Genomic DNA, 21,880 nt, shown 5'->3' on the forward strand with positions numbered 1-21,880 from the left:
AAGTGTATAGCTATATTAGGACGAGACAACTGCGATAGGTCAGCTTCGTTGCTTGACCCTTCGTTGTTCGTTGGTGCTGGCTTGGTGGTGCGTGTCTGAAGCCGCAAGTAAGGGACAAGCAAGCGTTATGTAAGGGCGATGTTGTACTTGCGTTGCATTCATGGGTCTATGTTGGTTATGTTAGATAGCGTTTAAAGATCCCTAAGTAATTTCTTTAAAAAGTATTAATGCTTTTAAATTATTGAGCTAACGTATACCTGATATTAGTAATCGCTGATCCTCCAGCAGTATAACCAACTTCATCTGGATCGTCGTATGAAATTACTTCAACCACGGTAAATGACCTTTTTGCTTTCAGTGCAAAGATGCGTGCCAACCCTGGGTTGTAAGTGGTTATTGGTTGAATCTCTCCGGAGGTACCGTCATATTGATAATTTCCGTAAATGACCGTATAGTTTACATTTTCACCCTGTATGTTCGGTGTGAGCTCAAAACCAAATTCTGTACACGGTTCTGATAGTACAAAGGTAAAGGAGCCATTCTCTGTGGAATTGAACAATACTTCAGGGTTTATCTTCTCAACAAAAGGTGGGATGTTCCATTCCGAACTCCAGCCATGGGGAGCCGTTTTATTTGCCTTAAGTTTTTGCATGCAAATTCTTTCCTGGTCCTTGTTGAAAAAAGCCACAGAGAAACTTTTAGTGCCAATCTGATGGTAAAAATACTTTGCTTTTAGTTTTGAAATACCCAGCAGGCAAGTTTCCTTCAGGTAATCAGGATTTATGAATTCGATCCACGTGTGTTCTCCTGTACTTCCATCTCCTGTATCGTCTGGTACAGAAGGATAATTTATAGTACGTAAGTTTAAGTTGGCGGTTAAAGTGTCATTATGGGTTCCTGTTCCTAAAGGGATGGTGTAAATTAAAGTTTGAGCCAGACTATCTTTCTCCGGAACAACATCTATAAAGGTTTCTTTTTTAGAACAGCTGGATAGGGTTGTGGCTATTAAGGCCACCAATAAAAAATTGAGGGTAGTTTTTTTCATGGGTGTTATGCTTTATGATCATTGATGATTACTCAGCTAGCTTGTACCTGATGTTTGCAATTGCAGAACCTCCTGGGGTATAGTTCTCTGCATTGGCATATTCAGCCCAATGAAGGGTTACTGTAGTGAAAGGCCTTGCTGATTTTATTGCAAATAGTCGTGCTCCAGAAGGACTAAAGGTTGTCAGTGCAGAGATTTTGCCGGAACTGTAGTCCCAATTACCATTTCCATAAAAGCCTATGAAATTTGTGTTTTTATCTTTAATGTTGGGTGCAAGCTCAAAACCAAATGCTGTACATGGTTTTGATAACACAATGAGGAATTCTCCACGGGAATCAGGATTGAACAAAACATCGGGGTGTTCCTTTTCTACAAAGGGGAGCCTATTCCATTTGCAGTTCCAGCCATAAGTGGATGCGGTTCCCTTTAGTTTTTGAAAGCTAAGTTTTTCGTCAAAACGACTAAATAAAGAAAGATAAAAGTCTTGTGTACCTATTTGGTGATAAAAACTTCCAGGTGTGAGTTTTGAAATATCCAACAGGTGAGTTTCCTTAATATATTTAGCTGATGGAACGGGTATCAGATTAAAGATTCTGGTTGTTCCAATTAGTGGTTTTACAGGCGATTTTGGAACTTTCAAAGGGGTTAAACCGAGTTTTATTAATGAAGTTTCATTGAAACTTACCGATCCTAATGGTACAGCATACTCAAGCATAGCACTCTTACTTATGACGATGTCTGCCAGGTCTTCGTTTTTTGAACAACTTGATAATAAGGCAGTAATGATAAAGAGGAACAACGATTTAATGTCAAATTTTCCCATAGAGCGATTTGATTTATAACCTTAATTTAGGTTAAATCGATCAGTTAGGCAGGTTCTGAGTAATCAGATCATCACATTGTATATTCGCATGTATACTAATGTGAAATTGATTTTTTTGAATATTATGTAGTTGTGATTCAATATGTTTGGGAATTTATAGCTAAAAACATCTAATATTGATTACTATCTGTTGCAGGTATAAGCGCATTGTGAGAAATAATTAGAAAGTTTAAATTGCTCAGTTTTTGTGAGATAAAACTTGATTTTTTTTAACTATTCATTTCTTTTTTGACAGCTTCCTCAAATTCTTCGGGATGTTGTGTTCCGATCAGGTATTCTAAACCATCCCTGTCTATCAATGATAAAGCTTCTTTACCTCCTGCATAGAAACGGATCTTCCCTTTTGAATGAAGATTGTATACCGGATTGTTGATGATGTAATGGCTGTATTTCGTGCGCGCAACTTTTACAATACTATTCAGGTCAATTTTAACCAGGCGGGTAGTCCAGAGACCATCAATAATGATACTTTTATTTTTGATAGTGGTACGGTAATGTACCATAAATAGCATCAAAACAGAACCAATCAGAATACCTGCTCCTACCATAAGCAGCAGTTCGGCGGTATTTTCTTTTTGAGCGCTTAAGTAATAGGCTCCGAAACAGAAAAGTGCCATAGTGATCCGAATGCTGATTCTGTTAAAGTCTCTGCCTAAATATTGTTTTTCTGTAAAGGTTGCCTGGTTGATCATTTATTTAAAATTTCTATAATGAAAATATCCTGCGTCTGGATTGTTACCTTGTATCTATCGTCAGAACGGTAACCTGCAACCCAGATAATGTCGCCATTGCCGTTTTCCAGTATCCCTGTTTCTTGTTTCTCAAAGCGATTCAGTTTTTGATTGGTAAAATAATCACTGATCTTCTTTTTCCCTTTCATCCCTAAGGGGATAAAATAATCGCCTATATTCCATAGACGTAATTTAAGGGGAAAATGTAACAATTCGGCGTCTAAATATGCAATTTTATTATCGCCTTTATAAGGAAAAGATAAAAAGTCTACATGCGAAATAGAAAACCTCTGTCCCATCCAGGAGAAGGAGGTCATGTCGGGGGTGATGTTAAGCTCCTCTTGTTCTATTCTTGATTTGTGCTTTAAGATTAGTAAAGACCTATCCAGTAATATGGTATGACTACTGGATTCGAATGTTTTTCCGGATTGACTGTCCCATACATTAGACAGATCGCGCAGACTGGTTTCCTTAAAGTGATAGGGTTTAAAAAGCTCGTAAAGGATAAAATCTTGCGGTATTAATGGTTTTAAATCCGCTATCTGAATTTCTATCGTATCGAAAGAGATCTGTTTGAATAGGGAGGACCGGAGCTTTTCTATTTGCAGGTGCAGAAAAGTTTCCAGGTCGGCAAAACGTTTACTGTTTTCCTGAAAGGTATTGTCCAGCTCTTTGTTAAGCAGCTTTAATTGGGGGATCACATCTAGCCGGATCTTATTCCGTTTATATTTCACGGAGGCATTGGAGGCGTCTTCCCGGTATTGGATGGATTGAGCAGCAATGATTGAGCTGATTTCTTCGCTGTGTAGGAATAAAAGGGGACGGAGGATTTGGTTTCTCTTTGGCAGGATACCATGTAGGCCTGAAATACCTGTTCCACGAACCAGATTAAGCAAAACAGTTTCTGTAGCATCACTTTTATGCTGCGCTACTGCAAGATACTGGTAGTCGTTGGCTTTCCGGATTTGTTCAAACCAGGCATAACGCAAATCCCTAGCTGCCATTTCTATGGAGATATGATGCTCCTTTGCATAGGCAGTGGTTTGGAATTTGATAGTATAGAAAGGGACGTTAAGCTTGGCGGCCAGATCTTTGGTAAAGACTTCATCTTCATCAGATTCTTTATCTCTGAGGCTGAAGTTACAGTGTGCGATACCGAAATTAAAACCTGCTTCATAAAACAGGTGAGCAAGGAGTACAGAGTCTTTACCACCACTTACACCTACCAGTATTTCATCCGAAGGGTCGAATAGTTTATTTTGTTGAATAAAAGCAATAAACCTTTCTGTTGGGAACATTGTCAAAAATATTTAATTTATGTGTATAATATGCTGAATTCACATATAATGCATAAATAAACTAATTTTGCAAGGTGAAAAAATTGCTTTTTCTTTTTATACTTTTTTTAAGCGTTTACGATCTATCCGCACAACGGAGAAGTCAGATACAGTTAACGAGTTCTACCGAAATTAAAGCGGTAGATGGGGGTAATGGTCAGTTTGCCAGGGTTATCAATCCTGTATTTGTACATGATGGCTCCACGTTAAGGGCGGATAGTTCAGACTACAACCAGGCCGGCAATGCTTTTGATGCCTACGGACATGTGGTGATTACTCAACCTGATGGAACGACTATTTATTCGGATGTGTTGAATTATAATGGAGTAACGAAGGTTGCTATCCTGACCAATAATGTTCGGATGATTGATAAATCGGCTGTTTTGACTACGAATCACCTCACGTATAGGATGGCCAGCCGGTATGGTACCTATATTGGTGGGGGAAAGATTGAAAATGGAAGGGATATTTTAACCAGTCAGAATGGCTATTATTTTGCCAGCAATCATGATGCTTATTTTAGGTACGACGTGGTGGTGAATACACCTGATGCGTTAATCAAAACCGATACACTTAAATATAATACGGAAACAAAAATTGCTAATTTCTTTGGACCTACAACTATTAATGGAAAAGGAGCGAATGTAGCCTCGAAATTGTATACAGAGAATGGCAGGTATAATACAGTGACCGATCAGGCTTGGTTTGGCAAGAAAAATCTATATACTGAAGGTTCTAAATCACTGAAGGGCGATAGTCTTTTTTATGATGGGAAAGCGGGTACGGGTAAAGCGATTAACAATATCACGTTTTTAGATACGGTGCAAAAGGTGATTCTGAAAGGGAACCAGGGGATTTACAGAAAGTCTGATGAAAGTGCATTGGTGACCCGTAATGCCTATGTGGTGATGCAGGTAGACAACGATTCTTTATCTGTGGATTCTATATATATGACAGCAGATACCTTGATGACTAAGCTGATCCGGATGGGTGATTTGATACCAGCTAATCCGGAAGCCTTGAAATCTGATGAGGAAATTAATGATGATCCGGTAGGGGAGAGTGGTGAAGATCAGGGTATTGTGGTTCCTAAAAGGGTAGCTCCTGTAGAGGCAGTGGTAGCTGTGAAGGATAAGGATAAAAAATCATCCCAAAAAAAGAAGTCTTCCAAGCGTGATAAGGATTCCGAACAGGTAAAAAATGCACCTCCGGCTGTGGATAGTACAGCAACAGAAAATCCTATAAATGAAATAGGGGCGCTGGTTATCCCGAAAAAGCCTTCAAAGGCGGACAGCTTAAAGGCAGATTCTTTGTCCGGAAAAAAAGGTACTGTGGCTATTCCTAAAAATGCTTCTTTGCTGAAGAAGGACTCTGTATTGCTTAGAAAAGATTCATCGGTACTTTCGAAAGACTCCTTATTGGCTAGGAAAGGTGGTTCGCTAAAAGTGGATTCCTTGAAGCGTGATAGTACTGGTAAGGTAATACCTGCCGTTGTTAAGGTAATTGAATTGGTTCCTTTTAATCCAAGGGACACGGTTTTGACCAGAGTTATACATGCCTATCATAAAGTTAAGATCTTTAAATCTGATCTTCAATCGCGTTCTGACTCTACGTTTTATAGTTATGCAGATTCTATCATTAGGTGTTATGTTAATCCGATTATTTGGACGCAGGGGACTCAGCTTACGGCGGATACTATTTTCCTAAGGTTAAAGAATCAGAAGCTTGACAATATGCTGCTTCAAAATAATGGCCTTATTGTGAGTACAGAAGGTGATTCAACTAAGTTTAATCAGGTAAAAGGTAAAGTGTTAACGGGTGTTTTTAAAGACAGTAAGTTGGAAAGCATGTTTGTGGATGGAAATGCAGAGAGTATATACTATACGATCGAAGATAGTGTTTATACTGGTTTTAACCGGTCGTTGAGTAGCAGAATGAGGCTTGAATTTGCAGATAGTAAGTTAAAGCGGGTCTTGCTGGTGCGCAAACCGGAAGGTAAATATTACCCGATAGAGAAAGCCCCAAAGGATATGGAGATCCTGGATGGTTTTATATGGAAGCCTAAAGATCGTCCGAAATCTAAGGAAGAAATTATCCCTACATTAAGGAAGAAAAGGGCAACAGTAAGTGCTAAAGCAGTTGCGGCTAAAGCTAATAGTAGTAAGGTGGTTATAAAGCCTGTAGCTGTTACTACAAAACCTGTTCAGAAACCGGTAGCAGTTAGTGCAAAAACTCCTGCAGCTGGCAAAGGAAGTACTTTGCTGAAAGGGGCTACTATTCCTAATTCAGCTATTTCAAAAGGTCCTGCTATTCTTGATTCAGCTATTCTAAAAATTCCTGCTATTACGGATTCAACTATTTTAAAGGTTCCTGCTGTAATAGATTCAACGGTTAAAGCTGCTGTAAAGAAACTTTAATTTGTGTATTCTTACTAGGTTTAAAATGCTTAATCCTACCAGAAATACCTCTTTGTAGAGAGAATACCTGTTATAAATTTCTCATAACATTTGTTCAGTACATATTAGAAGCCTATTCTGGAAATTGTAATTTTAAAAATGCAACCAGCTTTTCTACTGCTTTAGCGCGATGACTGATTCCATTCTTCTGGGCAGAGGTCATGTCAGCGAATGTCATGTCATAACCCTCAGGCTGAAAGATTCCATCATAACCAAATCCTGCTGTGCCTGAACGTACCTGGGTGATTGTTCCTTCTGCGCTACCTTCAAAAATATGTTCTTGTCCGTTAATTAGGAGAGAGATGACGCATTTAAACCGGGAATTACGGTTCTCCATAGTTTTCATTTTTTCCAATACCAACTGCAGGTTAGTTTCCGGGTCACGCAATCCTGAATAACGTGCAGAATAGACTCCTGGATCGCCATTTAAGGCATCTACCTCTAATCCTGAATCATCAGAAAAGCAGTCTGTTTTGAAATTGTTGAAGATGAAATGGCTTTTTTGAGAGGCATTTTCGATAAAGGTATGCCCGGTTTCTGGAATCTCTTCCAGGCAGCCGATTTCATTCAATGTTTTCAAGAGGAATTTATCGCCAATCAGCGCCTGTACTTCTTCCAGTTTATGTTGGTTATTCGTTGCAAATACTAATGTTTTCATTAAAGTTTTTTCATTTGATTCCAGAATTCCCTTTTTTTATCCTCATTGACCATCATGTCAGTGAAACTATAAGTCGCCAGAATTTGCATTCCTTCGAATTCAGTGATCGCATTGAGAGGGAGTTTTCGTATTTGAATGGCAGTAGGTTCAATGCCAAACAGGACTATGCTGCTGCAGGCAAAATAGTTTTTGAGTTCTTTCCATCCTGAATTAGGGTATTTACGTTGATTTACGATGGCAATATCTTTTAAACTCATCCTTTTCGCGCTTAAGATCTTTTGTAGTGCTTCAAGTTCTTGGGACTGCAGGTTGGAATGGGTCTGGTCGTTTATTAAAAGCAAAAGAAATTTATTATTTTCACCCAGGTACTCAAAAGTAATATGCTGTTCCTCTTTTTCGTTAGTGATCTCAGGCAGTGGATCTTCTCTGACGACATAGATATCATCGGTCATCAGGTAACGAAGAGCTGAAAGATCAGTTGCTTTTAAATCACTCATGTAGTCAAAAGTAATAATCCTTTGTTAAAAATAGTTAAAACAATAGCATTAGCTATAGAGGAGTTAAAATTAAACTTACCTTTATAGAGGTGGAATTCACCTAATTTCTTAAGCAAATCAAATATTATATCGTTAGTTTTGCGAGATTTTTAAATTTAAATACTACATCTGTTGTAGCAGATCCATGGCGGACTGATATGCATAACGTACTAAAACATAATGAGACAAACCGTAGGGATACTTTTTTTTCTTTTAACATCTGTTAACCTTTTCGCACAAAATGTTTCCATCAATAAAATTGCTGCTGTAGTGGGCGATAACATCATCCTCCAGTCTGATATTGAACGGGAATATGCTAATTATATCCTGCAGGGAAATCCACAGAATGCAGATGTGAAATGTGGCGTGCTGCAACAAATGCTGACACAGAAGCTTCTTTCTCAACAAGCTATTATTGACTCCGTACTCGTTACTGACGATGAGGTGAGTAATGAAGTAGACAGAAGAATGCGGTCGTTTATACAACGAGCAGGTGGACAGGAAAAGTTGGAACAGTTTCTAAACCGTTCGGTAATCCAGTATAAAGATGAGATTCGTCCCGATGTAAAAGAACAGCTTGTCGCCAATAAGATGCATAGTAAGATTACCGAGAATATCGGGATCACACCATTAGAAGTAAAGCGGTTTTTTGAATCAATTCCAAAAGATAGTCTGCCTGATTACCCTACAGAGGTTGAAGTGGGAGAGGTTGTGGTATATCCTAAACTAACTAAACTGGAAAAAGAACAGTTTAGAGACAAAGCGGAGGCGCTACGTTTAAGGGTCAAGGCAGGTGAAGATTTTGCTACTCTAGCCCGATTATATTCTCAGGATCCAGGATCAGCTGCTGAAGGAGGGGACCTTGGTTTTTTCGACAGAACAGCTATGGTGAAAGAGTTTACTGCCCTTGCATTTAAGCTGAAGCCAAATGAATTGTCTCCGGTATTTGAAACAGATTTCGGTTTCCACTTTCTACAGGTTTTAGAACGTCGTGGAGAGCAGGTAAAAGCTCGTCATATCTTAATCAAGATGGAAGCACCTGCTGGCAGTTTAGTGCGTACCAAAGTAGCGATAGATAGTATCTATCAGAACGTGGTAGATAAAAAGCTTCCTTTTTCTACAGCAGCATCGCTTTACTCAGATAATAATGATACTAAGTATAATGGAGGGATGTTATTGAATGCAGAAGATGTGCAGTCGCGTACTACATTCATTCCTACTGATAAATTGGATCCTTCTGTTTTCTTCGCTATTGATACCATGAAAGTGGGTACTTATTCAAGACCTTATGAGTTTACCGCACGGGATGGCAAAAAAGGCTACCGTTTTGTTTACTTGAAGTCTAAGACGGACCCACATAAGGCAAATATGGATCAGGATTTTCCGAAGATAAAAGAAATTGCATTTCAGGACAAGACTCAGCGTGAAGTGAGTAACTGGTTTGAAAAACGCAGGGTGTCAACTTATATTAAGATTGATCCGGAATACCAGTCTTGTTCCAGTTTGAAAATGTGGTTACCTACAGAAACTGCTCAAGTTCAAAAATGAATTACAACTCGGATGTAGAGGGTTTAGACGCTTTAAGCTTATCCTATAATAGGATAAGCAAAGAGATTTCACGTGTCATTATCGGGCAGGATGAAGTAGTTAAAGCGGTTCTGATCTCTATATTGAGTAATGGGCACTGTTTGCTGATAGGAGTGCCCGGACTGGCAAAAACCTTACTGGTCAATACCATTGCCCAGGTTTTAGATCTTCATTACAATCGGGTTCAGTTTACGCCTGATTTAATGCCATCTGATATTGTAGGCTCAGAGATCCTTGGAGAGGACCGGTCATTTAAATTTTTAAAAGGACCAGTATTTGCTAATATTATTCTGGCAGATGAAATCAACCGTACACCTCCTAAAACACAGGCTGCATTACTGGAAGCCATGCAGGAGAAAATGGTTACCGTAGGTGGTAAAAGCTACCCTTTACCGAATCCCTTTTTTGTATTAGCTACCCAAAACCCGATTGAACAGGAGGGAACCTATCCACTTCCTGAAGCTCAGTTGGATCGTTTCATGTTTAATGTGACGCTATCCTATCCCTCGTTTAAAGATGAAATTGAAGTAGTAAAAAGTACCACTTCAAACAATAAGCCTGAGCTTCATAAAATATTAACTGCTGAGCAGATTCAGTATTTCCAACAACTGGTACGGAATGTGCCAATTACGGATCATGTGCTCGAGTATGCGGTATCGCTTTCTGCAAAAACCCGGCCTGGAACAGCTTTAGCAACTCCTGAAGTGAATAAATATTTGAGTTGGGGTGCAGGTCCAAGAGCCTCTCAATATCTGGTTATCGGGGCAAAATGTCATGCTGCTATATCTGGAAAATATTCCCCGGACATTGAAGATGTGCATGCTGTTGCTCTTCAAATTTTACGGCACCGTATCGTTCGAAACTATAAAGCTGAAGCAGAAGGAATTACTGCCGACGCAATTATTAAAGGGCTTTTTTAAGCTTTTTAACCTGCTGTTGAGCATCATCAATTTCAGTAATCACCATCATTTTTTTTAATCGTCTGAAAGTTAAATTTGTGAAGATGCCGATCTAAGCATCCTAAATACAAAGTTATGGAACCTTTCAGAAGAATATATTTCCCGGCCATTAATCTTATTGGCCCTGGAGCAGTCCAGGAGATTGCAGTTGAAATTGAAAAGCTTGGACTTACTAAACTATTAGTCGTAACCGATAAGGTATTACAAGCTGTTGGCGTAGTTAAACAAGTTACTGATGTATTGGATGCCGGTGGGATTGAATACGTGGTGTATGCTGAGGTTAAACCTAATCCTACAACTAAAAATGTATATGATGGATTAGATCTATTCAATTCAGCATCTTGTGATGGTTTGCTTTCTATCGGTGGAGGCTCTCCTCAGGATGCAGCTAAAGCAATAGGAATACTAAAGACCAATGGCGGAAAGGTTCCCGATTATGAAGGAATCAATAAATCGTCAAAGAAATCAGTGCCTATAGTAGCCGTGAATACCACTGCTGGTACTGCTTCCGAAGTAACCATTAACTACGTGATTACGGATGAAGTAAGAAAGATAAAGATGGTGATCATTGATTCAAATTCACTTGCTTCAGTAGCTGTGAACGATCCAATCCTGATGTTAAACAAACCAGCGGGACTTACTGCTGCAACGGGAATGGATGCCCTGACTCATGCTATTGAATCTTATATCACTAAAGGTGCTTTTCGTTTATCAGAAACTCTTTCTCTGGAAGCTATTCGCCTGATCAGTGAAAGCTTAGAAGATGCAGTTAAAGATGGACAGAATCTGGAAGCACGTTCCAAGATGGCATGGGCGTCTTATATTGCCGGCCTTTCCTTCTCTAATGCTGGATTAGGAATTGTTCATTCTATGGCACATCAGTTAGGTTCAGAATATGATCTTCCTCATGGTGTTGCAAACGCATTACTTCTTCCTTATGTAGAAGAGTTTAATTCTGTAGTTTGCGAAGAAAAGTTTAAAAATATTGCGCAGGCATTGGGTAAAAATATTGAAGGCATGACTGTAACTGAAGCTAAACAAGAAGCTATTACAGCGCTTAAAGAAATGGCAGTGAAGTTGCATATTCCTTTGTTAAAAGAAACTTCTTTTAATCCGGCTGATGTTGATAAACTAGCTGCTCAGGCAATGGTAGATGTTTGCACAGGCGGCAATCCAAGAGAGGTAACAGCAGAAGATATTAAATCAATTTATATGAAGGCTTTCCAGGGATAATCAAAGTTTTGCCCACCTTTGATTCCTGGGTTTTGGTTGTTGTGTAATCCTGCAGTTCATAGCTGCAGGATTTTTTTTCGTTAAAGTTCTTCAGTGAATACTTCAACTATGACATTCCATTTATAATTGGGCTGAACTTCCCACACACGGATATAGTTGTATTTCTTTGCCAGGATAGTTGATGTACCGTAAGTATAAGCAATTTCGCCACTTACAGAACGATCTGCCTTAATTGGATAAGTCAGTGCTTTATATCCTTGCTTTTTCCAGAATTCCATGATAGCCTTCTTATTGGTCATGGGCTCGAAGCCTGGAAACAATAACCAGCTGTCTTCGGTAAGGAATTCCGTTTGGGCAATCTTATTATCAGCCTTCATGATGGTAGACATGAGCTTGTCGGAACTGTATACAATGTCCTCACGTTGCTGAAGTCGTTTATCTGACTTCTGATGGATATAACTGGCATCGGTAGGATTAAAAAACTTCTTAGGTATTGTTTTTACTGGTTTTTTATGGGCAACACCTGCATCCATTGCAAGTCTCCATACTCCTCTATTATTTTTCTTCCAAACTGAAATATAAGTACCATAGAAAGATCGCTCATCTGTTTCACTTTGCTTATAAGTATAAGGCCCTGCAGTAAATCCCCAATCATTACTCTTTGATATTTTGGCAAGTACCGGATTAAGTCGCAAATATCCAATACTATCAGGTTGTTCTTTATAGTATTTTAACGCAGGAAGGGGACCTGGTCTAAAGGCAATAGTGCTATTATCGGATACTGAAATAAACGCTTTCTTCAATCCTTTCTCCTGGGCTTTTAGGTTAAAATAATTCTCTGCTGCAATAAGCTGGTCTACGCCTTCGGGTGTTTGGGCAAATGCTGATGTGTAAAGAACAATAGCGCATAGAAAGCTGAATATTTTTTTCATTTATTTGATTTTGTTTTAAGTAATGGGATTGACAAGGGATTATACTTTGCTCCAGGAAGTGCTTTCTTTATTGTCCTTTAGCTGGATGCCAAGATCAAACAGTCCATTCCTGATTTTATCAGATGTAGCATAATCTTTGTCGGCACGGGCTTGTAAGCGTAGATTGATAATGAAATCAACCAGAGGGCCCATCTCATCGGTTTGAATGGTTTCTTCCTTTAATCCCAAAATATCATAAACAAAGTCATGAATAAGAGTAGATAAAAGCGAGAGATTGGCCTGGTCAATGCATGTCTTACCATCATGAATACTGTTGATGACACGTGCTGCTTCAAAAAGCTCTGCAATGGCAACCGGACTATTGAAGTCATCATTCATTGCATCATAACAACGCCGACTTAATTTCGCAATATCAACATCAGAATGATCGGATGTTTGAAGTTTTTCAACTAAAGCACAAGCATTCATCAAACGACGGAACCCTTTGTCGGAAGCTTCAAGTGCTTCATTGGAAAAATCAAGTGTACTGCGGTAATGTGCCTGAAGCATAAAAAAGCGAACGGTCATCGGAGAAAATCCTCTTTTCAAAAGATGATGATTTCCTGTAAAAAGTTCAGCAGGTAGGAATCCGTTGCCTGCAGATTTAGACATACGTGTTCCATTCACTGTAAGCATATTGGTATGCAACCAATATTTAGCAGGTTCTGTATGATGGCAGGCTTGCGATTGTGCAATCTCATTCGTATGATGTGTGGCAGCAAGGTCCATTCCTCCTCCATGAATGTCAAAGGTATCACCCAGGTATTTGCTGCTCATGGCAGAACATTCGATATGCCATCCCGGGAATCCCCATCCCCATGGGGATGGCCAGCGCATAATATGTTCTGGTTTTGCTTTGATCCATAAAGCAAAGTCCAAACGGCCTTTCTTTTCGTCCTGACCACCAAGATCGCGACTGTTTGCTATCAAATCATCAATATTCCTATTTGTCAGAATCGTATAATTATATTCTTTACTGTATTTTTCCACGTCAAAATAAACCGATCCGTTTATTTTATAAGCAAACCCATTGTCGATGATTTCCTTAACCATCTCAATCTGCTCAGCAATATGTCCGGTCGCTGTTGGCTCAATATTTGGAGGGATTGTATTGAATATCCGCAACACGTCATGAAAGCCAATGGTATAGCGTTGCACTATCTCCATAGGTTCAAGTTTTTCAAGTCGCGCTTTTTTTGAAAACTTATCATCGCCCTCATCATGGTCGCCTTCTAAGTGTCCGGCATCCGTAATATTTCTTACGTATCTGACTTTATATTTAAGATGTACTAAGTATCTGTATATTAGGTCAAATGATATGAATGTGCGGCAATTTCCTAAATGAACATCTCCGTAAACAGTAGGTCCACAAACGTACATTCCTACAAATGGTGCATTTATAGGTTCGAAAACTTCTTTTTTTCGTGTTAAAGTATTATAAACAACCAGGTTGTTATTCATGCTGCAAACTTAATAAAATTGATCAGTTAAGGTGTGAGTTCCAGATCACTTCTTACAGGATAGTGATCAGAAAGTTTTTTATTGACGGTTAGATAACTTTTAACTTGAAAATCTTTCGATACCAGGATATAATCAATCTGAAAGTTAGGAAATTCGCCATTATAAGTCATGCCAAACCCACTTCCTTTTTCACGAAAGGCGTTTTTAAGTTCGTATGATAACTTATTTACAGCAAATGATGTTGGCGTATCATTAAAGTCTCCGGTAACAACAAGTGAATTCGGATAGTCCTTCATGTGACGGGAAAGGATTATCACCTGTTCACTGCGCTTAATAAAGGCTCTTTTGAGTCGACTTCCAATACGTCTGGATGATTCTACATCCGTATTAATTTCATCTTTGACTGTTTTGATATATTCATAATCTTCAGGCTTAAAGCTAATGGACTGCAGGTGGATGTTATACACTCTAAATTTCTTTTTTTTATACTTAAAATCAGCGTAAATGGCTTCATTTCCACCGTTAGAGTTTGGGAATTTAACTGATCCTGTATCGGTAAAAGGAATTCGGGAAAATATAACCATCCCTTTGAGTTCCCATGGATTACTGAACTCCTCATAAACATGATAATGATCAGCATCCAAAATTTCTGTAATTAATCTTTTGATATTTGATTCTCCCCGGCGCTTGGAATAGTATTCCTGCAGGCAAAGGATATCAGGTTTTTCATTGCGGATAACTTCCAACATCTGATCTCGTACCGGCCGGTTATTCTTTAAGTCGAAAGGTTTAAATTCATGTACGTTCCACGTCATTACTCGAATCATATCCCTGGAAGTCTTTGGCACCTCTATCGCATTTGACTCGCGAAATCCAATTGTACCGGTAAGAAATTTCCAACCAATGATAACAGTCATCATGGAAATTAAAGCATATACAGGTTTACTCAGGATCCAGAAAATGATAAAGGCGATGTGAATACATAAAAAAAAGGGATAGGCTAAACCTAAAAAAGCAAGAGGCCATAATACCGAAGGACTTGTAATGGAAGACAGGTAGCTGAGCAGGATTAATACGACAAAGACCAGGTTTAAAAACAATACTGATTTCCGTGCTAGTCCTATTCCTCTACCCTTTCTTTTTCTCCTCATTCTTTATTACTCGCTTTGAACAATTCTTCCTTCTCTTTGCGACTCAGGCTATCATAACCAGACTTGGAAATCTTGTCGAGTATGGTATCAATGATATCCTGATCAGGGAATCCAGCCGGAACTTTAGGATTGTAATTCTTCGCAGCAACCTTTAGTTTTTTCTTTTTAGCGAAGATCCTACTCCAGTCATTTCCACTTTGAAGCTGTTTAATAAAAATAAAACCCATCAAAGCACCACCTAAATGGGCAATGCTGCCACCTGCATTGAGTTCAGCTATACCAATAATGTCAATAATGATGAATACCAAGACCAGGTATTTCAATTTAACGTCGCCAAATAGGAGTAAACGAATACTAAAATTTGGAAGTAATGTAGCAGTTGCCACTACAACAGCCATTACACTCGCTGAGGCGCCAATTAAAGTAGCTACCGGTAATACATTAGAAAATGCAGGAAAGATATTATAGAACAAAATATAAAGTAAGGCGCCTGCAAGACCCCCACTGAGGTAAGCAAACGTAAATTGCCGTCCGCTTAAAAAATCTTCGAAGATCTGACCAATCCAATACAACCATAACATGTTAAACAAGAAATGGAAAAATCCGGCATGCCCAAACATATAAGTAAGCGGAGTCCAGAACTTATACATCAACTCCGGCAGATAAGCGGGAAGTGACATATACTCTTTAATCAAAGAGGCAACAGAGGTATTCCTGGTAAATAACCATTCAGCAACGGAGATGAACCCTATTGCCACAAATATAATACTGTTTATTCCAATAAACAGATTCAGACGGCTTCCAGAGAGAGCCACTTTATACCACAGTTCGCTGATAACCGATTTTCTCATATTAATCCCCCCGGACGATGAATCCTCCAATATTTTATTAAAATAAAACCAAATAGTGCACCCCCTAAATGTGCAAAATGAGCAACAGAATCGCCTGCAAATTGTCCCACACCCATGAATAATTCTATAACGACATAAAACGGAATAAAATATTTCGCTTTTATAGGAACAGGAATAAATAGTAAATATAATTCAACATTAGGAAATAACAAACCAAAAGCGACTAAAACGCCGAAGATTGCACCCGAAGCACCAACCATCGGTCCCATATAAATTTGACGTAATGTATTAATATCTGCAGGGTTCGCAGAAGTAAATGTATCCACATTTAAAGTAATGCTCCCGGCAATGCCGTATACTTCAAATGCCTGTACCGCCATTTGTAAAGCCAGCGCTCCCAAACCAGTAATCAGGTAGAAGTTCAGGAAACGTTTTGAACCTAAAACATATTCAAGAGAGGTCCCGAAACTAAAAAGCGCAAACATATTAAACAGAATATGGAAAAAAGACTGATCACTATGCATAAACATATAAGTAATGGGTTGCCAGATTCTAAAATGCCGGGAATCAAAATAAAATACACCTAATATATCAGTCAACTGAGATTGCCCATCTTTCATAAACAGCATGGTTGCCAGATAGAAAATACCATTTATAATCAATAAGTTTTTAACTACTGGTGATATATTTGAAAAAGGAGATGTGTTGTAACTATTCATTTGTGCTATAAAGGGGTGCTATCTATTTGTCAAATTTTTGTAAAAGTTCTTCAATTGAGTATTTTATAATAACAGGCTTGCCTGTCAGGGAAGAGTTTGGCCTTTCGCATGCAAACAGCTGATCGATCAGGTTGTTCATTTCTTCCTGCGATAGATGAGTTCCTGCCTTTAAGGCTGCATTCCGGGCAAGTGTGCGGGCCAAATTATCCCGCTTATCCAAGCGCAAAAGTGTTAAATTGTTTTTAAATCCTTCAATAAGATGTTCCAGCATTTCGACCTCACTGACGTTAGTGCTGATGTCTGCCGGAATTCCCTCCACCACTACGGTGTTTTTCCCAAATTCCCTGATTTGAAAGCCAAGTGCCTGAATATCGGGTAACAACTCTTTTACCAATTCGAAATCAGCAGCATTCAGCGTAACGGTTTGTGGAAACAAGCTTTGCTGACTAGCGCCCTGATGGTTTTCAAGCTGAATTATGAAACGCTCATATAAGATCCTTTCATGGGCAGCTTGCTGATCAATCAGCATAAACCCGGATTTAATAGGCGATATGATCAAGCGGTTATGCAGCTGGAAGAAATGGCGTCCTTCTTTTTTAATCTGAGCATTCTCGCTTTCTTCGATATCCAGAATCGTCTGCTGCTGCTTATCCCTTGCCTGATCCACAATATCATACAATGACCCCCAGTTCTTATTCACATCACGCTGGTCTTCACCAAACGGACGGAAATAAGCAGAGGTACTACGCTCCGGTTTTTTATCTGATTCAAATGGATTAAAGTCTGGATTAAAACTGATTTGTGGCTGTACAATTTCGTCCGGTGTCTGTTGCGTAATCATACTGTTAAAGCTTGTTTCCTGATCAAAATCAAGTGTCGGAGTGATGTTATACTGGCCAAGAGAACGTTTTACCGCAGATCGTATAATCGCATACAGGGCTTTTTCATCCTGATACTTAATCTCTGTCTTAGTTGGGTGTACGTTTATATCAATTTTTGATGGGTCAATATCAATAAAAAGCACATATAACGGATAACTATCGTCCGGAAGCAGCTCATCATAAGCCGCTAATACCGCATGGTTCAGATACGGGTCTTTAATATATCTTTTATTGACAAAGAAAAACTGCTCTCCGCGGGTCTTGCGCGCAAACTCTGGCTTTCCTATAAAACCCTTCACTACAATAATACTGGTATCTTCTTCCAGAGGAACGAGCCTTTGATTGTAGGCGTTGCCTAATAAATGAACAATGCGCTGCTTTAAACTGGCCTTAGGAAGATGAAAAAGCTCATTTCCATCATGATGAAAGGTAAAATAAACTTCCGGATGAGCCAATGCGATACGTTGAAACTCATCAATAATATGGCGCAATTCTACCGGATTCCCTTTTAAAAAATTACGTCGTGCAGGAGTATTATAAAACAGATTTTTAATACAGGTACTGGTTCCGGCTGCACAGGAAACTGGTTCTTGCTTAATTATTTCAGAGCCCTCTATACAGATCAGGGTGCCAAGTTCATCCTCATGTCGCCGTGTTTTAAGTTCCACCTGAGCGATAGCAGCAATAGATGCCATTGCTTCTCCTCTGAAGCCCATCGTCCGGATTGCAAACAGGTCATCCGCTTTCCTGATCTTTGATGTAGCATGGCGCTCGAAGCACATCCGCGCATCGGTCACAGTCATGCCGCATCCATCATCAATAACCTGTATGAGGGATTTTCCGGCATCTTTTACAATTAACTGGATTTTTTCCGCACCAGCATCTATAGAATTCTCTATGAGTTCTTTAACTGCCGATGAGGGTCGTTGTACTACCTCGCCTGCTGCAATTTGATTAGCAACTGAATCTGGTAAAAGCTGTATAATATCAGACATAATTCTATTTGCAAAAATAATCAAAAATAATCAGCATCATTCCTATGTTCTTTCCTTCTCATTTTTTACACAAAATGTGAGTATTATTTGTGGAACCGGATTATTATTCAGACTTTCAGACCTACAAACTCTTAATCAACATTTAACATTAAGTTAACCGTTTTAGCAGAATGAAATCATTTAAGCTTGTCTCGTAAAAGCTCCAATTGGATTTTTATCTGTCCCTAAGATGGAAAAAAGCTCAAACTAACCAAGGCCTGGGGGATTCCTCCAGGCTTTTTTTATAAAGACATTTATTATTCGGAAGTTTGCTTATCCGTAAAAGAGAACTTACTTATGAGATTTAAATCATTTCACTCTTACCTTTTTATTACTCTTCCTATTCTCATCCTATTTATCACACTTACCTCTTTTGGTTTCTCATGTCATCGTGCCCAGATAGATTCGCTGCAGGATATGAAAGCAGCATCAAGCACCACTGTTTTGTTAAATAATACAGGTTTGGTCATTCCTTTACTGAATCTGGAAAATAACCGGATTGCCAGTGTAAACATGGGATCAGCGCATGCTGAAGTTTTTGATAGTATAGCCAATAAATATACAACGGTAGACCCCTTTGTTTCGAAATCTTATACTTTAAATGCGGTCACTCATCCATTAACCTCCAGGCTCAAAGCATACAAAACTATACTGGTATTAGTCAATGATGAAGCGGTAAACGATAATAAGACGCGTTTATTTCTCCAGGATCTGCAAAAAAGCAAACAGTTAATTGTTGTATTCTTTGGAAATGCCATTAACCTGGGAAGGCTCGACAGTATCCATGCCCCTGTCATCTGGTCTTCTCATAACTCTGCAGCAGCTGCAAATTTTACCGCCCAGCTCATCTTTGGAGGAGCCTCTTCTACAGCAAAACTCAGCTCTACTTCATCTGCCCACTATAAGTTAGGCGATGGTTACCAAACTTCTGTGATGCGTTTATCTTATACTATTCCCGAGGAGTTAGGAATTAAAAGCACTAACCTTGAAAAGCCTATTGACGAGATTATGTTTCCAGCCATTGCTCAACATGTTACTCCAGGAGCAGTCATCATGGTGGTTAAAGATGGTAAAGTGATTTTTGATAAAGCTTATGGGAGTCATACGTACGACAAAACTACAGCTACAAGGATCGATGATATTTTCGATCTGGCCTCAATAACTAAAATTGCAGCTACTACCATGGCTACAATGAGGTTATACGAACAAAATAAGATCAACTTAGATTCATCAATGGCTTATTACCTGCCAATTGCAAAAGGCACGAATAAAGGAGGTATTCAGGTTAAGGATCTGATGCTTCACCAGGCAGGACTAATTCCCTTCATTCCATTTCAAAATTACATTAAGCTAGGAGAACACAGTGTGGACTCCTCCATCTTCTTTCCCTTGAAAGTGGCTGATAATTATTATATCCGGCCTAACTTTTACCAGGATGTGATGCTTCCAAAAATGATCAGTTCGGCAGTTCGCCCCAAAGGCAGATATGTGTATAGTGACCTGAGTATGTATTTCATGAAAGAAATTATTGAGCGGCAAACGGACGAACGGATGGATCAATATGTAAACGAACAATTTTATCTACCGCTAGGCATGAAGTACACTGGCTTTAACCCGCGAAAAAGATTTGATCAGATTAACATTGTCCCCACCGAAAATGATAAATATTTCCGCCATACCCTTGTAAACGGATATGTACATGATCAGGGGGCTGCATTAGCTGGTGGTGTTGCTGGTCACGCCGGTTTATTCTCTACCACAAATGATTTGGCGATCCTGTTTCAAATGATCCTGAACGAAGGGACATACGGTGGAAAAGCGTATTTTAAACCATCCACCATCCAAATGTTTACGTCAAAATATTCAGACATCAGCAGGAGGGGATTAGGTTTTGACCGTTGGGATCCCGATCCTGCAAATCGGTATCCGTCTGAACTGGCATCAGCTCAGACCTATGGACATACCGGCTTTACGGGCACTTGCGTATGGGTAGACCCGAAAAGCAAGCTGATATTTATATTTTTATCCAATCGTGTGTATGATCAAAGTGCAAATAAGTTAAGCAGTTTGCGCATCAGACCCAGGATTCTGGATGTAATTTATAAGGCGATTAGCAAGGCTGAACGATAAGATTAACAAGGCTGCATTATAATATACAATTGCAACGTTTAATTTACCAGAAGCAAACAATAACTTCATCTTTTTCTGATAATTTTGCAGCATGAAAATCGGAATTGTATGCTACCCTACTTTTGGTGGAAGTGGCGTCGTAGCAACAGAGCTAGGTAAGGCATTAGCAGATCATGGCCACCAAGTTCATTTTATTACCTATAGCCAGCCGGCTAGGCTTGATTTCTTTTCTGAAAATTTATATTACCACGAAGTTGCGGTGTCGCAATACCCTCTTTTCGATTATCCGCCCTACGAATTGGTTCTTGCAAGCAAATTGGTAGATGTGGTACGCCATGAGAAGCTGGATATTCTTCATGTTCATTATGCCATACCGCATGCATCTGCCGCCTATATGGCTAAACAGATCCTGGCTACATTCGGGATTCATATTCCGGTAGTAACCACCTTGCATGGTACTGATATCACGCTGGTAGGAAAAGATGTAACCTTTAAGCCAGTTGTCACTTTTTCGATTAATAAATCGGATGGTGTTACCGCTGTTTCCGAGCACTTAAGAAAAGCAACATATGATCATTTCGATATCACGAATGAAATAGAAGTCATTCCCAACTTTATTGATCTTAACCGCTTTTCTCATAAAGGAAAAGATCACTTTAAAAAGGCAATAGCTCCTAACAACGAAATGATCATGGTGCATACTTCTAACTTCCGTAAAGTTAAAAGGGCTACAGATGTGATCCGCATCTTTAAAAAAGTAATTGAAACTATCCCATCTAAATTATTAATGGTAGGAGATGGTCCTGAACGCGTAAACTGTGAACAACTTTGCCGGGAGTTTGGCATCTGCGATAATGTTCGTTTTTTGGGTAAACAGGATGCTGTGGAAGAAATTTTATCGGTTGCCGACCTTTTTCTAATGCCTTCAGATACGGAAAGTTTCGGATTAGCTGCATTGGAAGCTATGGCTTGCCAGGTACCTGTTATTTCCTCAAATGCAGGCGGCCTGCCTGAATTGAACATTCAGGGTGTTACCGGTTTTATGAGCAATGTAGGCGATGTGGCAGATATGGCAAAGAATGCTATTTTTATATTGGAAGATAGAGAGCGTCTTGCTGAATTCAAAAGCAATGCACTTAAAAGAGCAAAGGAATTCGACTTGAGTATCATTTTGCCTTTATATGAAAACTATTATAAGCAGATATTAGAGAAAAACTTGTCTGTTTTATAACTGGCTTTGTTGTTATCTGACGCACA

At 39.2% G+C, this 21,880-nt stretch carries 18 protein-coding genes; 6 read left to right on the forward strand and 12 right to left on the reverse strand.

Annotated features, from left to right (window positions below; all coding sequences use genetic code 11):
- Window positions 1–238 precede the first annotated feature (238 nt).
- The 4 genes from BFL47_RS12720 to tilS all read right to left on the reverse strand — a co-directional run bounded on the left by BFL47_RS12720 (window position 239) and on the right by tilS (window position 3,957).
- On the reverse strand, window positions 239–1,045 hold the full coding sequence (locus BFL47_RS12720) for a hypothetical protein (protein WP_069660180.1): 807 nt from the start codon (window positions 1,043–1,045) through the stop codon (window positions 239–241).
- 28 nt (window positions 1,046–1,073) lie between these two features.
- Window positions 1,074–1,868 (reverse strand): hypothetical protein, encoded by a 795-nt coding sequence (locus BFL47_RS12725; protein ID WP_069660181.1) that lies wholly within the window; start codon window positions 1,866–1,868, stop codon window positions 1,074–1,076.
- A gap of 269 nt (window positions 1,869–2,137) precedes the next feature.
- Window positions 2,138–2,620, reverse strand: a complete 483-nt coding sequence (locus tag BFL47_RS12730) for a hypothetical protein (protein WP_069660182.1) — start codon at window positions 2,618–2,620, stop codon at window positions 2,138–2,140.
- Window positions 2,617–3,957: a tRNA lysidine(34) synthetase TilS gene (gene tilS / locus BFL47_RS12735; protein ID WP_069660183.1), complete on the reverse strand. Its 1,341-nt coding sequence runs from the start codon at window positions 3,955–3,957 to the stop codon at window positions 2,617–2,619. The genes BFL47_RS12730 and tilS overlap by 4 nt, the downstream gene beginning before the upstream one ends.
- Before the next feature lie 74 nt (window positions 3,958–4,031).
- On the opposite strand from tilS, the gene BFL47_RS12740 reads away from it, so the two are divergent.
- Entirely contained in the window at window positions 4,032–6,413 is a 2,382-nt protein-coding gene (locus BFL47_RS12740; RefSeq protein ID WP_069660184.1) for an OstA-like protein, read from the forward strand.
- Window positions 6,414–6,525: 112 nt separating this feature from the next.
- Here the strand turns inward: BFL47_RS12740 and rdgB are convergent, their stop codons facing one another.
- Together rdgB and BFL47_RS12750 are read right to left on the reverse strand one after the other, a co-directional pair.
- Window positions 6,526–7,110 carry an RdgB/HAM1 family non-canonical purine NTP pyrophosphatase gene (gene rdgB, locus BFL47_RS12745; RefSeq protein ID WP_069660185.1) on the reverse strand — a complete coding sequence of 195 codons (585 nt, stop codon included), beginning with the start codon at window positions 7,108–7,110 and terminating at the stop codon, window positions 6,526–6,528.
- Window positions 7,110–7,607 carry a hypothetical protein gene (locus BFL47_RS12750; protein WP_069660186.1) on the reverse strand — a complete coding sequence of 166 codons (498 nt, stop codon included), beginning with the start codon at window positions 7,605–7,607 and terminating at the stop codon, window positions 7,110–7,112. Before BFL47_RS12750 ends, rdgB begins: the two co-directional genes overlap by 1 nt.
- A 219-nt stretch (window positions 7,608–7,826) precedes the next feature.
- On the opposite strand from BFL47_RS12750, the gene BFL47_RS12755 reads away from it, so the two are divergent.
- The 3 genes from BFL47_RS12755 to BFL47_RS12765 all read left to right on the forward strand — a co-directional run bounded on the left by BFL47_RS12755 (window position 7,827) and on the right by BFL47_RS12765 (window position 11,425).
- A complete protein-coding gene (locus tag BFL47_RS12755; protein WP_083257160.1) occupies window positions 7,827–9,194 on the forward strand; it encodes a peptidylprolyl isomerase in 1,368 nt (455 codons plus the stop codon).
- Window positions 9,191–10,153 (forward strand): AAA family ATPase, encoded by a 963-nt coding sequence (locus tag BFL47_RS12760; protein ID WP_069660188.1) that lies wholly within the window; start codon window positions 9,191–9,193, stop codon window positions 10,151–10,153. The genes BFL47_RS12755 and BFL47_RS12760 overlap by 4 nt, the downstream gene beginning before the upstream one ends.
- A 114-nt stretch (window positions 10,154–10,267) precedes the next feature.
- On the forward strand, window positions 10,268–11,425 hold the full coding sequence (locus tag BFL47_RS12765; RefSeq protein ID WP_069660189.1) for an iron-containing alcohol dehydrogenase: 1,158 nt from the start codon (window positions 10,268–10,270) through the stop codon (window positions 11,423–11,425).
- An 80-nt stretch (window positions 11,426–11,505) separates the two neighbouring features.
- Here the strand turns inward: BFL47_RS12765 and BFL47_RS12770 are convergent, their stop codons facing one another.
- Genes BFL47_RS12770 through mutL form a run of 6 tightly spaced genes read right to left on the reverse strand, consistent with a single transcriptional unit; the run spans window position 11,506 to window position 18,454 of the window.
- The gene (locus BFL47_RS12770) at window positions 11,506–12,357 is read right to left on the reverse strand and encodes a Cif family virulence factor (protein WP_069660190.1); all 852 of its coding nucleotides are present in this window, start codon (window positions 12,355–12,357) and stop codon (window positions 11,506–11,508) included.
- Between the two features lie 39 nt (window positions 12,358–12,396).
- A complete protein-coding gene (gene cysS, locus BFL47_RS12775) occupies window positions 12,397–13,857 on the reverse strand; it encodes a cysteine--tRNA ligase (protein WP_069660191.1) in 1,461 nt (486 codons plus the stop codon).
- 26 nt (window positions 13,858–13,883) lie between these two features.
- Window positions 13,884–15,008: an endonuclease/exonuclease/phosphatase family protein gene (locus BFL47_RS12780; protein WP_069660192.1), complete on the reverse strand. Its 1,125-nt coding sequence runs from the start codon at window positions 15,006–15,008 to the stop codon at window positions 13,884–13,886.
- Window positions 15,005–15,859 (reverse strand): rhomboid family intramembrane serine protease, encoded by an 855-nt coding sequence (locus tag BFL47_RS12785; protein ID WP_069660193.1) that lies wholly within the window; start codon window positions 15,857–15,859, stop codon window positions 15,005–15,007. Before BFL47_RS12785 ends, BFL47_RS12780 begins: the two co-directional genes overlap by 4 nt.
- The gene (locus BFL47_RS12790; RefSeq protein WP_069660194.1) at window positions 15,856–16,578 is read right to left on the reverse strand and encodes a rhomboid family intramembrane serine protease; all 723 of its coding nucleotides are present in this window, start codon (window positions 16,576–16,578) and stop codon (window positions 15,856–15,858) included. The genes BFL47_RS12785 and BFL47_RS12790 overlap by 4 nt, the downstream gene beginning before the upstream one ends.
- Before the next feature lie 22 nt (window positions 16,579–16,600).
- Window positions 16,601–18,454: a DNA mismatch repair endonuclease MutL gene (gene mutL / locus BFL47_RS12795; RefSeq protein ID WP_069660195.1), complete on the reverse strand. Its 1,854-nt coding sequence runs from the start codon at window positions 18,452–18,454 to the stop codon at window positions 16,601–16,603.
- A gap of 336 nt (window positions 18,455–18,790) precedes the next feature.
- On the opposite strand from mutL, the gene BFL47_RS12800 reads away from it, so the two are divergent.
- Both BFL47_RS12800 and bshA read left to right on the forward strand, forming a co-directional pair.
- Entirely contained in the window at window positions 18,791–20,623 is a 1,833-nt protein-coding gene (locus BFL47_RS12800; protein ID WP_069660196.1) for a serine hydrolase domain-containing protein, read from the forward strand.
- A 91-nt stretch (window positions 20,624–20,714) separates the two neighbouring features.
- Entirely contained in the window at window positions 20,715–21,854 is a 1,140-nt protein-coding gene (bshA, locus tag BFL47_RS12805) for an N-acetyl-alpha-D-glucosaminyl L-malate synthase BshA (RefSeq protein WP_069660197.1), read from the forward strand.
- Window positions 21,855–21,880 lie beyond the last annotated feature (26 nt).

The sequence above is a fragment of the Arcticibacter eurypsychrophilus genome, from assembly GCF_001730525.1.
In the GTDB taxonomy this organism is placed as follows: domain Bacteria; phylum Bacteroidota; class Bacteroidia; order Sphingobacteriales; family Sphingobacteriaceae; genus Arcticibacter; species Arcticibacter eurypsychrophilus.

Bases quoted from the DNA above. Each gene is read 5' to 3' on its own strand.
- mutL (WP_069660195.1), bottom strand. From the start codon at position 18,454: ATGTCTGATATTATACAGCTTTTACCAGATTCAGTTGCTAATCAAATT.
- tilS (WP_069660183.1), bottom strand. From the start codon at position 3,957: ATGTTCCCAACAGAAAGGTTTATTGCTTTTATTCAACAAAATAAACTA.
- BFL47_RS12755 (WP_083257160.1), top strand. From the start codon at position 7,827: ATGAGACAAACCGTAGGGATACTTTTTTTTCTTTTAACATCTGTTAAC.
- BFL47_RS12765 (WP_069660189.1), top strand. From the start codon at position 10,268: ATGGAACCTTTCAGAAGAATATATTTCCCGGCCATTAATCTTATTGGC.
- BFL47_RS12785 (WP_069660193.1), bottom strand. From the start codon at position 15,859: ATGAGAAAATCGGTTATCAGCGAACTGTGGTATAAAGTGGCTCTCTCT.
- BFL47_RS12720 (WP_069660180.1), bottom strand. From the start codon at position 1,045: ATGAAAAAAACTACCCTCAATTTTTTATTGGTGGCCTTAATAGCCACA.
- cysS (WP_069660191.1), bottom strand. From the start codon at position 13,857: ATGAATAACAACCTGGTTGTTTATAATACTTTAACACGAAAAAAAGAA.
- BFL47_RS12750 (WP_069660186.1), bottom strand. From the start codon at position 7,607: ATGAGTGATTTAAAAGCAACTGATCTTTCAGCTCTTCGTTACCTGATG.
- BFL47_RS12725 (WP_069660181.1), bottom strand. From the start codon at position 1,868: ATGGGAAAATTTGACATTAAATCGTTGTTCCTCTTTATCATTACTGCC.
- BFL47_RS12780 (WP_069660192.1), bottom strand. From the start codon at position 15,008: ATGAGGAGAAAAAGAAAGGGTAGAGGAATAGGACTAGCACGGAAATCA.
- BFL47_RS12730 (WP_069660182.1), bottom strand. From the start codon at position 2,620: ATGATCAACCAGGCAACCTTTACAGAAAAACAATATTTAGGCAGAGAC.
- rdgB (WP_069660185.1), bottom strand. From the start codon at position 7,110: ATGAAAACATTAGTATTTGCAACGAATAACCAACATAAACTGGAAGAA.
- BFL47_RS12790 (WP_069660194.1), bottom strand. From the start codon at position 16,578: ATGAATAGTTACAACACATCTCCTTTTTCAAATATATCACCAGTAGTT.
- bshA (WP_069660197.1), top strand. From the start codon at position 20,715: ATGAAAATCGGAATTGTATGCTACCCTACTTTTGGTGGAAGTGGCGTC.
- BFL47_RS12800 (WP_069660196.1), top strand. From the start codon at position 18,791: ATGAGATTTAAATCATTTCACTCTTACCTTTTTATTACTCTTCCTATT.
- BFL47_RS12770 (WP_069660190.1), bottom strand. From the start codon at position 12,357: ATGAAAAAAATATTCAGCTTTCTATGCGCTATTGTTCTTTACACATCA.
- BFL47_RS12760 (WP_069660188.1), top strand. From the start codon at position 9,191: ATGAATTACAACTCGGATGTAGAGGGTTTAGACGCTTTAAGCTTATCC.